The 13480-nt window shown below is 72.5% G+C and carries 9 protein-coding genes and 1 pseudogene; 5 read left to right on the top strand and 5 right to left on the bottom strand.

Annotated features, from left to right (window positions below):
• Positions 1 to 358: 358 nt before the first annotated feature.
• Positions 359 to 2248, top strand: coding sequence for a potassium channel family protein (locus tag FDO69_RS28520; RefSeq protein WP_104783278.1), 1890 nt, complete (start codon positions 359 to 361; stop codon positions 2246 to 2248).
• 101 nt (positions 2249 to 2349) lie between these two features.
• Here FDO69_RS28520 and FDO69_RS28515 read toward each other — a convergent pair whose 3' ends face one another.
• Positions 2350 to 4338, bottom strand: coding sequence for a S9 family peptidase (locus FDO69_RS28515; protein ID WP_138430208.1), 1989 nt, complete (start codon positions 4336 to 4338; stop codon positions 2350 to 2352).
• Between the two features lie 103 nt (positions 4339 to 4441).
• On the opposite strand from FDO69_RS28515, the gene FDO69_RS28510 reads away from it, so the two are divergent.
• Together FDO69_RS28510 and FDO69_RS28505 are read left to right on the top strand one after the other, a co-directional pair.
• On the top strand, positions 4442 to 5266 hold the full coding sequence (locus tag FDO69_RS28510; RefSeq protein ID WP_104783275.1) for a class I SAM-dependent methyltransferase: 825 nt from the start codon (positions 4442 to 4444) through the stop codon (positions 5264 to 5266).
• A gap of 99 nt (positions 5267 to 5365) precedes the next feature.
• Entirely contained in the window at positions 5366 to 6160 is a 795-nt protein-coding gene (locus FDO69_RS28505; RefSeq protein WP_104783273.1) for an SURF1 family protein, read from the top strand.
• A gap of 57 nt (positions 6161 to 6217) precedes the next feature.
• Here the strand turns inward: FDO69_RS28505 and FDO69_RS28500 are convergent, their stop codons facing one another.
• The 4 genes from FDO69_RS28500 to FDO69_RS28485 all read right to left on the bottom strand — a co-directional run bounded on the left by FDO69_RS28500 (position 6218) and on the right by FDO69_RS28485 (position 10879).
• Positions 6218 to 7258 carry a hypothetical protein gene (locus FDO69_RS28500; RefSeq protein WP_104783272.1) on the bottom strand — a complete coding sequence of 347 codons (1041 nt, stop codon included), beginning with the start codon at positions 7256 to 7258 and terminating at the stop codon, positions 6218 to 6220.
• A 128-nt stretch (positions 7259 to 7386) separates the two neighbouring features.
• The gene (locus FDO69_RS28495; RefSeq protein WP_104783269.1) at positions 7387 to 7962 is read right to left on the bottom strand and encodes a SigE family RNA polymerase sigma factor; all 576 of its coding nucleotides are present in this window, start codon (positions 7960 to 7962) and stop codon (positions 7387 to 7389) included.
• Between the two features lie 554 nt (positions 7963 to 8516).
• The gene (locus FDO69_RS28490; RefSeq protein ID WP_104783266.1) at positions 8517 to 9602 is read right to left on the bottom strand and encodes an aspartate-semialdehyde dehydrogenase; all 1086 of its coding nucleotides are present in this window, start codon (positions 9600 to 9602) and stop codon (positions 8517 to 8519) included.
• Entirely contained in the window at positions 9602 to 10879 is a 1278-nt protein-coding gene (locus tag FDO69_RS28485; RefSeq protein WP_031140483.1) for an aspartate kinase, read from the bottom strand. The genes FDO69_RS28490 and FDO69_RS28485 overlap by 1 nt, the downstream gene beginning before the upstream one ends.
• 234 nt (positions 10880 to 11113) lie before the next feature.
• Here FDO69_RS28485 and FDO69_RS28480 point away from each other — a divergent pair.
• Positions 11114 to 11803, top strand: a pseudogene (locus tag FDO69_RS28480) (response regulator transcription factor); the annotation flags it as partial.
• A gap of 317 nt (positions 11804 to 12120) precedes the next feature.
• Positions 12121 to 13479: a sensor histidine kinase gene (locus FDO69_RS28475; protein WP_104783263.1), complete on the top strand. Its 1359-nt coding sequence runs from the start codon at positions 12121 to 12123 to the stop codon at positions 13477 to 13479.
• Position 13480 lies beyond the last annotated feature (1 nt).

Here is a 13480-nt window from a genome sequence, read left to right as displayed (position 1 = left end):
CCGCCCGGGCCCGTCCCGGCGTCCCCGCCCGGGCCCGTCCCGGCGTCCCCGCCCGGGTCCGTACCGGCGTTCCCGCCCGGGCCCGTCCCGGTGCCCGTACCCTCCCCGGTGCCCGTGCCCTCCCCGGCGTCGCCGCGCTCACCGCTGTGCTGCGGGGCTCTGTTCGTGATGGCCACGGGCCCGGTACCTCCGGTGGTGCGCGAGGGCAGTTCCCATTCCCTCCCCTTTCGTACGGGCGGCGACGGCCGGGCGTTCACGCCACACCGTCCCCTTCTGGAATCGGTCCTCCCGGTGAGGCAGTCTTCTCCTCGTGGGGAGCGTTCCGAACCAAGGTCAGCCGAGTGATCCGGTCACGCACATGATCGTGTGCGGTGACGACGGCCTCGCGCACCGGCTGGCCGCCGAACTCCGCGGCGTCTACGCAGAGCAGGTCACGCTGGTCGTGCCGCCCTCCGTGAGACGGGTGCGGCAGCCCGTGGTCGGACGGGCCCGGGCCGCCTCGGCCGCGCTGCTGGACCGGGTCGTGAACGCGGCCGTCAACCGGACCGGCGCGAGCGGCGAACCGGCCGCGAGCGAACAGGTCGTGGAGGCACCGGAGATCACCGAGGCGGTGCTCACCGAGGTGGGCGCCGACCGGGCGGCGGCGCTCGCTCTCGTCTTCGACGACGACGAGACCAACATCCGCGCCGCGCTCACGGCCCGTCGGCTCAACCCCCGCATTCGCCTCGTACTGCGGCTCTACAACCGGCGGTTGGGGCAGCACATCGAGGAACTGCTGGACCAGACCGCCGCCGTCGCCGCCGGGGACGGTCAGGGAGAGGGCCTCGACGCGTCGACGACCGTGCTGTCCGACGCCGACACGGCCGCGCCCGCACTGGCCGCCACCGCTCTCGCCGGCACCAGCAAGGTCGTCCAGACGGAAGGGCTCGTGCTGCGGGCGGTGGAACGGCAGCCGCGGCCGGGCGAGGTGGCCGACCCAGGGCTGTGCACCCTGGCGCTGCTGTCCGCGACGAGCAACGACCCGGCCGGCGCGGACGGTTCCGAGGGCAGCGGGGAGCACGGCCCGCACCTGCTGCCGGACGAGGCGGCGGTGGCGTCGGCGACCGGGCGCGGGACCGTCGTCCTGGAACAGGTGTCGTACTCGGGGCCGTCCCTGCCCGCGGGCCGGGGCGGTGTGCCGCCGTTCGCCTCACTGTTCTCGCGGCGGCTGCGGTGGTCGCTCGCCGGGTTGGTGGGCTGTGTGCTGGCGCTCGCCGTCGGGTTGATGATCGTGACCGACGAGCATCCGCTGTACGCGACGTACATCACGCTGCTCGATCTCTTCGGCATCAACGATCCCGCGCTCCACCAGTCGACCGCCCGGCAGGTGCTGCAACTGCTGTCCGGCCTGGTGGGGTTGCTGTTGCTGCCGGTGCTGCTGGCGGCGGTGCTGGAAGCGCTCGGCACGTTCCGCAGCGCGTCCGCGCTGCGCAAGCCGCCCCGGGGGCTCGGCGGGCACGTGGTGCTGCTCGGGCTCGGCAAGATCGGGACGCGCGTGCTGACGCGGCTGCGGGAACTGAACATCCCCGTGGTGTGCGTGGAGTCCGATCCGGACGCGCGGGGACTGGCCACGGCGCGGCGGCTGCGGGTGCCGGTGGTGCTCGGGGACGTCACGCAGGAGGGCGTGCTGGAGGCCGCGAAGATCCACCGCGCCCACGCGCTGCTGGCGCTGACCAGCGCGGACACGACGAATCTGGAGGCGTCGCTGTACGCGCGGTCCGTACGGCCCGACCTGCGGGTCGTGCTGCGGCTGTACGACGACGACTTCGCGACGGCCGTGTACCGCACACTGCGGGCCGCGCACCCGAATGCCCCGACGCGGAGCCGGAGTGTGTCGCATCTGGCCGCGCCCGCGTTCGCCGGGGCCATGATGGGGCGGCAGATCCTGGGGGCGATTCCGGTGGAGCGGCGGGTGCTGCTGTTCGCGGAGGTGGATGTGGCCGGGCATCCGCAGCTGGAGGGACGGACGGCCGGCGAGGCGTTCCGGGCCGGGGCCTGGCGGGTGCTGGCGCTCAACACGTCACCTCCCGGGGGGCGGCGGGGAGAGGCCGGGCCGCCGGGCGAGGAGCGGGTACCGGCTTCGGGCCTGGTGTGGGATCTGCCTCCTGCGTATGTGCTGGGGCCCGGGGACCGGGTGGTGCTGGCGGCGACCCGACGGGGGCTCGCGGAGCTGCTGGGGCGGAGACGGCGGGAGCGGGCGGGGGCGTGACGCCGGGCGCCCCAGGGTCGCGGAGCGACTCGAGGGGCGCGGGGAACTGCGCGACCGGCCACACCCCGCCCGCACCCGCCGAACCACTCCCCCCCCCCGAACTACTGGGCGCCGGGCACCCCCTTCAGGTACCGCTCCGCGAACTCCAGCTCCAGCCGCACCTGCTTGATCCGTTCGTCCACCACCAGCGACCCGTGCCCGGCGTCGTAGCGGTACACCTCGTGCACCGCGCCCCGCGCCTCCAGACGCTTGACGTAGTTCTCGATCTGCCGGATCGGGCAGCGGGGGTCGTTGACGCCGGCCGAGATGTAGACCGGCGCCTTGACCTGGTCGACGTACGTGAGCGGGGACGAGGCCTCGAAGCGGTCGGGCACCTCCTCCGGCGTGCCGCCCAGGAGCGTGCGGTCCATCGCCTTCAGCGCTTCCATCTCGTCGTGGTACGCCGTGACGTAGTCGGCGACGGGCACCGCCGCGATGCCGAGGGTCCACGCGTCGGGCTGGACGCCGAGGCCGAGGAGGGTGAGGTAGCCGCCCCAGGAGCCGCCGGTGAGGACGAGGCGGTCGGGGTCGGCGATACCGGAGCTGACGGCCCACTCGCGGACCGCGGCGATGTCCTCCAGTTCGATGAGGCCGACGCGGTGCTTCAGGGCGTCCGTCCAGGCACGGCCGTAGCCCGTGGAGCCGCGGTAGTTGACACGGATCACCGCGTAGCCGTGGTCCACCCAGGCCGCGGGGCCCGCCGCGAAGGAATCGCTGTCGTGCCAGGTGGGGCCGCCGTGGATGTCGAAGACCGTGGGGAGCGGTCCGGTGCTGCCCTCCGGCTTCTGGACGAGGGCGTGGATGCGGCCCCCCGGCCCCTCCACCCACACGTCCTGCACCGGCACCGAACCGGGCGACTTCATGCCGGGCGGGTCGAGCACCACAGCGCCCGCCGTGGAGCGGACCGCCGACGGCTCGGCCGCCGAGGACCACAGGTACTCCACGCTGCCGTCGGGCCGGGCCGTCGCGCCGGAGACCGTGCCCGGCGGGGTCGGGATCTCGGTGAGGGCGCGGCCGGACAGGTCGTAGCGGAACAGCTCGCTGCGGGCCTCGAAGCTGTGGGCGATGAGCAGACCGCTGCCGTCCGGGTACCACTCGGCGCTGACGTCGCCCGGCAGCTCGGTGAGGGCGCGGCCGGACAGGTCGTAGCGGAACAGCTCGCTGCGGGCCTCGAAGCTGTGGGCGATGAGCAGACCGCTGCCGTCCGGGTACCACTCGGCGCTGACGTCGCCCGGCAGCTCCAGCGCCAGGTCCGTCTCCTCGCCGGTGGCCACGTCCCACACCAGGGGCTCCCAGCGGCCGCGGCGCTGGTGGCCGATGAGCAGGCGGGTGTCGCCGTCGACGGGGGCGAAGCCGAGGACCTCCAGGCCCAGCTCGCGGGTGCCGCCCTCGGTGTCGTCGAGGTCGGCGACCGCCGTGCCGTCGGGGCGCAGGACGCGCAGCGCCGAGTGCATCGCGTCGCCGTGCTCGGTGTGCTCGACGGCGATGAGCGAGCCGTCATGGGAGAGGTCGCCGACACCGGCCGACTCGCGGTGGCGGTAGATCTCCACCGGCTCCTCGCCGGTGCGGACGAGGTGGATGGTCGTGCCGTCCTCGTCGGTGGAGCGGCCGACGACCGCCGTACGCCCGTCGCGGCCGAGGGCGAGACCCGCCGGGTAGGAGGGCTCCAGGCCCGCGGCGGCCGGTTCGTCCGCGCCGCCCTCGAAGGGCTGGCGGCGCCACACGCCGAACTCGTCGCCGTCCTTGTCGTCGAACCACCAGATCCACGCGCCGTCCGGGGACAGCACGCCGTCCGTCGTGCCGTTGGGCCGGTCCGTCACCTGGCGCTGCTCGCCGGTCGACCGGTCCCAGGCGTACAGCTCGTACGTGCCCGTGGCGTTCGAGACGAAAAGGGAGCGGTCCGGCGCGTCCTCCGCCCAGTCGGGCAAGGACACCCGGGGCGCCCGAAAGCGCTTCTCCCAGTCCGGCATCCGCTCCTGCCGCCCCGCCTGTGCCGCTTGCTCGTGCTGGTCCCGCTGATCCCGCTCGTCGGACCCGTTGCTCTCAGTCATGGCCCCATACTGCCCGCCCCGGCCGACAATTCGCTCGCGAGGTCCCCAGCCTGTGGATAACCTCCACCGGTCCCCCCTCCGAGCAGGTCAGGAGACCCAGCCCATGTACTCCCCCACCCCCGCCGACTGGAACGAGGCCAACCGCGCCCACTGGGACGAGCGCGTTCCGCTGCACGTAGCCGGTGACTTCTACGACCTGGACGCCTTTAGGGCCGGTCAGGACCCCTTGCGCGACTTCGAGCTCGCCGAGGTGGGCGAGGTCGGCAACCGCTCTCTGCTGCATCTGCAGTGCCACATAGGCCTCGACACGCTGTCCTGGGCCCGGCACGGCGCCGCCCGCGTCGTCGGCCTGGACTTCTCCGAACCAGCGGTCGACCTGGCCCGCGGTCTCGCCCACGACCTGGGTCTCGGCCCGGACCGGGCGGCGTTCGTGGCGGCGGACGTGTACGACGCGGCGGCCGCGGTCCCGGACCCGTCGTACGACATCGTGTACACCGGCGGTGGCGCGTTGTGCTGGCTGCCCGACATCGGGCGCTGGGCTCGGACCGCGGCGGCGCTGGTGGCGCCCGGCGGGTTCCTCTACCTCGCCGAGTTCCACCCGCTCACCGATGTCCTCGACGACGCGACCGGTTCGCGGATCGTGCACGACTACTTCGCCCGCGACGCCTGGATCGAGGAGAGGGCGGGGTCGTACGCGGCCGAGGGCGCCGAGTTCACCCACGGCCGGCGGGTGGAGTGGCAGCATCCGGTCGGCGAGGTCGTCTCGGCGCTCGCGGCGGCCGGGCTGCGGATCGAGTTCCTGCACGAGCACGATGTGTCGCTGTTCCGGCGGTTCGGGAACTTCGAGCGCCGGGACGGCTACTTCCGCTTCCCCGAGGGCCGGCCGCGGATTCCGCTGATGTACTCGATCCGGGCGCGCAAGGACTGACCTCGGGGGGCTTCACGGCCGTCCGGAACCGGCCGGCGGGCCCGCTCCGTTGCCGACCCCGCGGGCCGGGGCCGCCCGACACCCCCGTACCGTGGGGGTGTGTACCGGTTTCTGCTGACGCCCCGATGGTGGGGGATCAACGTCTTCGTGCTGTTGTCCATCCCCTTCTGCATCTTCATGGGGTCCTGGCAGCTGAGCCGGTTCGAGGACCGGGTGCAAGATCATCGCACCGCGACCGAGCAGGTCTCCGAGGCCCGGCACGAGGCGCCCCGGCCGCTGAAGGACATGCTGCCGGTGGACAAGGCGACCTCCGGGAAGCTGGTCACCGCGAGCGGCCGGTACGGCAAGCAGCTGCTGGTGCCCGGGCGGGAGCTCGACGGCAAGCAGGGCTTCTACGTGCTGACGCTGCTGCGGACCGCCTCGGGCGAGGCGCTGCCGGTGGTGCGCGGATGGCTGCCCGGGGCCACCGCCACGGCGAAGGTCCCGGCCCCGCCGTCCGGTGAGGTCACGGTCACCGGGGCGCTGCAGGCGTCGGAGACGCCCGGGGACAACGGGGTCAGTGCGCAGGGCGGCCTGCCGGCCGGACAGACCGCGGCGATCAGCGCGGCGTCCCTGGTCAACCTGGTGCCGTACGACGTGTACGACGCGTGGGTCACCCTGTCGAAGGGTGACGCGGGGATGAAGGCGGTGCCGGCTGCCGCGCCGCCGGACTCGGGTCTGGACCTGAAGGCGTTCCAGAACCTGGGCTACACCGCCGAGTGGTTCGCCTTCGTGGGGTTCGTGATCTTCATGTGGTTCCGGTTGCTGCGGCGCGAGGTGGAGTTCGCGCGGGACGCGGAGCTGGGTCTGGTCGCGGACGAGGAGCCCGTCACCGCGGACGTCGCTGTGAAGTGAGCGGCGCCTTCGCCCGCGCCGGGTGGGTCGGCAGCCCCTGACGGGCCGCGCCTCCGCCTACGATCCCGCCAGCACGCCCGTCCAGTACACCGTGCCCGCGCACGCGTTGGACACCGTGACCGAGCTTGCGCCCGAGCCGGTGACCGGGGTGTACGTCACCGCCACACTGCCGTCGACCGTGCCGTCCTCCCTGACCAGCTGGGGGGCCGTACCCGTGTCGCCGCCGGTCGAGGTGCCGGCCGTGGTTGTCGGGTCCTCCTCCGAGGGGGTCGGGTCCGGGCTGGGGTCGGGGCCGCCGACGCTGCCGCCGGGGGTGGGGCAGGTCTCGGAGGGGACCCAGGCGAACTTCACGTCGTAGCCGACGCCCGGCTGGAGCACCAGCTGGGCGGCCTCGAGGGACGGGTCGGGCAGCAGACCGGCCGCCGCGTCGCCCGCGGTGTGCCGGGTCGAACCGACCTTGCCTGCGTCGGCCGCGCCCTGCGGCAGCGCGCTGACCGAGCCGGGGCCGGTGACGGTGCAGGCCGCGCCGGAGACGTTGGTGACACGGAAGGAGCCGGAGACCGCGCCCGTGGAGTCGGGGGCGTTGCTGCTCGCGGAGGCGGGGCCGAGCTGGGCGGCGGTGCACGCCGGGATGCCGGCGGCGACGGTGGAGGAGGGGGCGGCGCCCTGGGTCGCGCCGGTGGAGGCGCCGGATCCCTTGCCCTTGCCCTTCTCCTTCTTCTCGCCCTTCTCCTTTTCCTCGGCCTTGCCGGAGGAGCCGCCCGCGGTGCTCTCGCCGCCGTCGGGGCCCTTGCCCTGGCTCGCACCGCCCTGGGCCTGCGAGGTGTGGCCGATGGCGGCCGGGTTGGCCTCGGAGCCGGTGGCGTTGGAGACGTGCACGAGGGCGGGGACGGCGGTGCCGATGAAGAGCGCGGCGGCCGCCATGCCGACGACGGCCTGCCGCTTGCGGGCCCGCCGCTGCGGCACCGCCTTGCGCAGGTAGTCCAGGGTGCCGTCGCGCGGTTCCACCTCCTGCACCACCTGGTGCAGCATCGAGCGCAGGTCCAGCTCGTCCGAGCCGAACCCGTCGGGGCTCTGGTCGTCGGGGCCGTGGTTCACAGTTCCGTTCCCAGCGTGCGATTGCTTCGGATCTTGCCTGTACCGCCTTGTCGGCGCCTGCCACTCTCCCAGGCGCTCGACCGGCTCGGGGCGGTCGCGCCCGTTGGCGCCCGTGCCGTTGCGGTCACTCATACCGGCTCCTCCATGGCCAGCCGGAGCGCCGCGATACCGCGCGATCCGTAGGCCTTGACGGAGCCGAGTGATATGCCGAGCGTCTCGGCGACCTGCGCCTCGGTCATGTCCGCGAAGTAGCGCAGCACCAGCACCTCGCGCTGGCGGCGCTGCAGCCCCTTCATCGCCTTGATGAGGGAGTCGCGCTCCAGCTGGTCGTAGGCACCTTCCTCGGCGCTGGCCATGTCGGGCATGGGCTTCGACAGCAGCTTCAGGCCGAGGATGCGGCGGCGCAGCGCGGAACGCGAGAGGTTGACGACGGTCTGGCGCAGGTACGCCAGGGTCTTCTCGGGGTCCCGGACGCGCTTGCGGGCGGAGTGGACACGGATGAACGCCTCCTGGACGACGTCCTCGCAGGAGGCGGTGTCGTCGAGGAGCAGAGCGGCGAGACCCAGCAGCGAGCGGTAGTGCGCGCGGTAGGTCTCGGTGAGGTGGTCGACGGAGGTGCCGGCCGCCACGCCGTCCTCTGCGCCATCACGCTGGTTGGGTATGCGGGCCGGCCGCGCTGCGGGCACGGGCGCGATCACCGGCATGCCACCGGGCGTACCGGCCATGCGGGGTCGAAGAGCCGCCGGGCGGGGCGGTCGAAGGACCGTGCCGCGCGCCGCACTGAAGTCGAGTACTTCTGCTGCCACGCCTGTTGGACACGCTGACCCCCGTGAGGGTTGTACGTGCCGGGCATCACTTTCACGCCGACCGTCGCCGTTGCCGGTCTACCCGCGTCAGGCAGCACAGTCGATGGTGCGTTCATGGCCCTCATGCGTCCCGCTCTTCCCTTATATCCAAATGTGAACGGACGTCCCCACGCCCGGTTCCAGGCGTCCCCACGCCTGTAAGCGCTCCCACGGCCGAAGGGCGACCGCAAAGACGCTCCCCGCCCTTCGCGCGGTTGCGGAGAGCGGGGAGGTAAATCCTCTGATGCCGAAGCGCCACCGACAAGTGGTCCGGATCATCGATCGGCTCACATGTCGTGCACAGATCCTACAAACCACCTCTGACATCGGCCGGGGGATTACGCGGGCCGGAACGCGACGACACCGGGCGACCTGCGGCCGGGGACGGTCGCGCTGTTCGCCGGCTCACACCGTCAGGACAGCTCGGCCGCGACCACCTCGGCGATCTGGGCGGTGTTGAGCGCGGAGCCCTTGCGCAGGTTGTCCCCGCACACGAACAGTTCGAGCGCCGTGGGGTCGTCCAGCGCACGCCGGACCCGCCCGACCCAGGTCGGGTCCGTGCCGACCACGTCGGCGGGGGTCGGGAACTCCCCCGCGTCGGGGTTGTCGAACAGCACCACCCCGGGCGCCGTGGCGAGAATTTCGCGGGCCTTGTCGACGGTGACCTCGCCCTCGAAGCGGGCGTGCACGGTCACCGAGTGCGTGGTGATCACCGGCACCCGTACACAGGTGACGGCCACGGGAAGGCCGGGAAGACCGAGGATCTTGCGGGCCTCGTTGCGCACCTTCAGCTCCTCCGACGACCAGCCGTCCTCGCACGCCGTACCGGTCCAGGGCACGACGTTCAGCGCGACCGGCTCGGGGAAGGGCCCGGTGTCGTCGCCGAGGGCCCGGCGCACGTCACCGGGGTGCACGCCCAGCTCCGTGCCCGCGACCAGGGACAGCTGCCGGCGCAGGGTCTCCACCCCGGCGCGCCCGGCGCCGCTGACGGCCTGGTACGAGGAGGCGACCAGCTCACGCAGCCCGAACTCGGCGTGCAGCGCGCCCAGGGCGACGATCATGGAGAGCGTCGTGCAGCTGGGGTTGGCGATGATCCCGCGCGGGCGCATCCGCACGGCGTGCGGGTTGACCTCGGGCACCACGAGCGGCACGTCCGGGTCCATCCGGAACACGCCGGAGTTGTCGACGACCACCGCGCCCTTGGCGGCGGCGACGGGCGCCCACCGCTCGGCGACCTCGTCGGGGACGTCGAACATGGCGACGTCCACCCCGTCGAAGGCCTCCTCGGTGAGCGCGAGGACCTCGGTCTCCTCGCCGCGCACGGTCAGCTTGCGGCCGGCCGAGCGCGGGGAGGCGATCAGCCGGATCTCGCCCCAGACGTCGGCCCGCTGGGACAGGATCCGGAGCATGACCGTGCCGACGGCTCCGGTCGCCCCCACCACGGCAAGCGTCGGACGCCCGGACCGTACGGTCCGGGCGTCCAGTCGGAGGTCGGCCATCAGCGGCCGGTGCCCCCGTAGACGACGGCCTCGTCGCTGTCGGAGTCGAGCCCGAACGCGGAGTGCACGGCGCGGACGGCCTCGGGCACGTCGTCGGCGCGGGTCACGACCGAGATGCGGATCTCGGAGGTCGAGATCAGCTCGATGTTGACGCCCGCGTCGGACAGGGCCGTGAAGAAGTCGGCCGTGACGCCCGGGTTGGTCTTCATGCCGGCGCCGACGAGGGAGATCTTGCCGATCTGGTCGTCGTAGCGCAGCGAGTCGAAGCCGATGCCGGCCTTGTTCTTCTCCAGCGCGTCGATGGCCTTGCGGCCCTCGGTCTTCGGCAGCGTGAAGGAGATGTCCGTCAGGCCCGTGGAGGCGGCGGACACGTTCTGCACGACCATGTCGATGTTGATCTCGGCGTCGGCGATCGTGCGGAAGATCGAAGCCGCCTCGCCCGGCTTGTCCGGCACGCCGACGACCGTGACCTTGGCCTCGGAGGTGTCGTGCGCGACACCGGAGATGAGAGCCTGCTCCACCTGCTTGTCCCCTTGCGTAATCGGCTCGCTGCTGACCCATGTGCCCTGAAGTCCGCTGAAGCTGGACCGGACGTGGATCGGGATGTTGTACCGGCGGGCGTACTCCACACAGCGGTGGAGCAGCACCTTCGACCCGGAGGCGGCCAGTTCGAGCATGTCCTCGAAGGAGATCCAGTCGATCTTCCGGGCCTTCTTCACCACGCGCGGGTCGGCGGTGAACACGCCGTCGACGTCGGTGTAGATCTCGCAGACGTCGGCGTCGAGGGCGGCGGCGAGGGCCACCGCGGTGGTGTCGGAGCCGCCGCGGCCGAGCGTGGTGATGTCCTTGGTGTCCTGGGAGACGCCCTGGAAACCGGCCACGATCGCGATGTTGCCCTCGTCCACCGAGGTCTTGATCCGGCCCGGCGTGACGTCGATGATCCGGGCCTTGTTGTGGACCGAGTCGGTGATGACACCCGCCTGGCTGCCGGTGAACGACTGGGCCTCGTGGCCCAGCTTTTTGATCGCCATGGCCAGCAGGGCCATGGAGATCCGCTCTCCGGCGGTCAGCAGCATGTCGAGCTCGCGCCCGGCAGGCATCGGGGAAACCTGCTCGGCGAGATCGATCAGCTCGTCCGTCGTGTCGCCCATCGCGGAAACCACGGCAACCACCTGGTTGCCGTTCTGCTTCGCTTCCACGATCCGCTTGGCGACGCGCTTGATGCCCTCGGCATCGGCTACGGAGGAGCCTCCGTACTTCTGCACGACAAGGCCCACGTGCGCTCCTCGCTCAATCCGTCTCTATCCGCTCATACGCATTCGTACCGCGGTCGGCTCAGTCTAACGAGCGTCCGAAAAACCCCTCCGCGATATCGCATGGTGAGATCTCGGGCCGCCCGTCCAGAGTCGCTCATGCCCATCTGGGCACGGGCCACTCGGGAAAGTGCCCGGCGTCACAATCGCACGAGCCACGGCCTCGGTCGCCCAACTTTCAAGCACTAGGGTTCGGCTGTGCGCGTACTCCTGGTGGAAGACGATGAACCGGTCGCCGAGTCCCTGCGCCGTGGCCTCAGGCGCTACGGCTTCGAGGTCGAGTGGGTCACCACGGGCGGGGCGGCCCTGAAACACGAGGGTCCCTACGACGTCGTCCTGCTGGACCTCGGCCTGCCCGACACCGACGGCCTGGACGTCTGCAAGGCGCTGCGCGAGCGGGGCGACGTCCCGATCATCGTGATCAGCGCGCGCAGCGACGAGACGGACCGGGTGGTCGGGCTGGAGCTCGGCGCGGACGACTACGTCTCCAAGCCGTTCGGCGTCCGGGAGGTCATCGCGCGGATCAGGGCGGTCATGCGCCGCACCCTGTCCCGCACCCCCACGGGGACGCCCGACGCGGGCCCCGACCGCTACGGCACCCGTCTGACGATCGACCGCAGGGGCGCCCGGGTGCGCCTGGACGGCGCGGAGGTCGCCCTCGCGCCCAAGGAGTACGACCTGCTGACCTTCCTCACCGAGGAGCCCGGGGCGCTGATGTCGCGCGAGCAGATCATGGAAGCGGTCTGGGACGCGAACTGGTTCGGCCCGACGAAGACGCTGGACGTGCACGTGGCGGCGCTGCGCCGCAAACTCGCGGGCGCGATCACCATCGAGGCGGTCCGCGGGGTCGGCTTCCGGCTGGAGATCACCGGGGGTACCGAGGCGGACGGGCGCGGCGGGAGTGGCGGAGGCGGCAGCGCGGACACCAGCGCCGAACCGGGCGGAAACGGCGGCTCAGGCACCGGCGGCGGACCGGACGCGAGCAGCAGCCCAGGCACGAGCAACGGACCGGACGCAAGCAACAGCCCACGCACGCGCAGCGGACCGGACGCAAGCAGCAGCCCAGGCACGAGCAACGGACCGGGCCCTAGCAGCAGCCCAGGCGGCGGACTGGGCTCAAGCGGCGGGTCGGGCGGGGACGGCGGGCCGGGCACACGCGGCAGCTCCGGCCGAGGCGGCGTACCGGACGGGAGCGGCGGCGTCTCATGATCCGTCAGCTCGTCCGCAGCTACGTCCTGCTCGTCGCGGTCGCCATCGCACTGTTCACCGTGCCGGTGGCGTTCACGCTCACGGATCAGCTGCGCGACGACACCAGGTCGGCCGTCACGCGCGAGGCCGACGCCATGGCCCTGCTGCTCGGCGACGGCCGTGCCGCCTCCTGCCAGGCCCTGGAGGAGATGGCCAGGGCCTACGACGACGAGATCCAGGTGACCCGCACGGCGAACTGCCCCGCGGACCTGCCGCGGCCCACCCCGGACGCGGCCCTGGCCAAGGCCCTGAAGGACGGCACCCCCACGACGGACTGGGGCTCCTCCTTCATCTGGGGCCCCGAGCTGGTGATCACCGTGCCCGCCCGGGCGGCCGGCACGGACCGGGTCGTCGGCGCGGTACGCATCGTGTACTCGACCGGCGAGATGACCAGCCGGCTGTGGCAGATCTGGGGCTTCCGGGCGGTCCTCGCCGTGCTCGTCCTCGGGGTGGCCGCCCTGCTCGGCGTCGGGGTGGCCCGGCGCCTCACCCGGCCGCTGCGCCAGCTCAACGACATGGCCAGCAAGTTCAGCGACGGCGATCTGACCGCCCGCTCCCCCGTGACGGGCCCGCCCGAGACCCAGACCCTGGCACGCACCCTCAACCAGGGCGCCGAACGCCTGGACACGCTCATCGCGGCCCAGCGCATCTTCGTCGCGGACGCCTCCCACCAACTGCGCACCCCGCTCACGGCGTTGCGGCTGTCCCTGGACAACATCGCCGACGGCGTGGACGACGAGTTCGTGCGGGAGGACGTGGAGCAGGCGACGGCGGAGGTCGTGCGGATGAGCCGGCTGGTCAGCGGGCTGCTGGTACTGGCCCGGGCCGAGGCGAGGGTGACGGCGGCCGAGCCGCTCCCGCTGCTGGACATCGTGCGGGAGCGGCTCGCCGTGTGGAGGCCGGCCGCCGACGAACGCGGTGTCACCATCGCGCTCAGGGGGAGTACCGACGGCCGGCCGTCTGTGTTGTCCAGCCCCGGTCATCTGGACCAGATGCTGGACAACGTGCTCTCCAACGCCCTGGAGGTCTCGCCCGACGGCGGGACGATCACCGTGCGGGTGGAACCCCGGGGCGAGGTCGTGGAGGTACGGGTCCTGGACGAGGGGCCCGGCATGTCGGACGCCGAGAAGTCCCGCGCCTTCGACCGGTTCTGGCGGGGCCAGGGCCTGACCGGGAAGTCCGGCTCCGGCCTCGGTCTCGCCGTCGTCAGACAGCTGGTGACGGACGACGGCGGGACGGTGGCGCTGACGGACGTGCCGGGCGGCGACGGCCTGTGCGTGACGATCACGCTACGGGCGTCCCACCGGGGCGGCTGAC

The organism is Streptomyces tibetensis (assembly GCF_007655005.1).
GTDB classification, from domain to species: domain Bacteria; phylum Actinomycetota; class Actinomycetes; order Streptomycetales; family Streptomycetaceae; genus Streptomyces; species Streptomyces tibetensis.
Note: the sequence above shows the minus strand (reverse complement) of the source record. Positions and strands in the feature narration are given on the sequence as shown.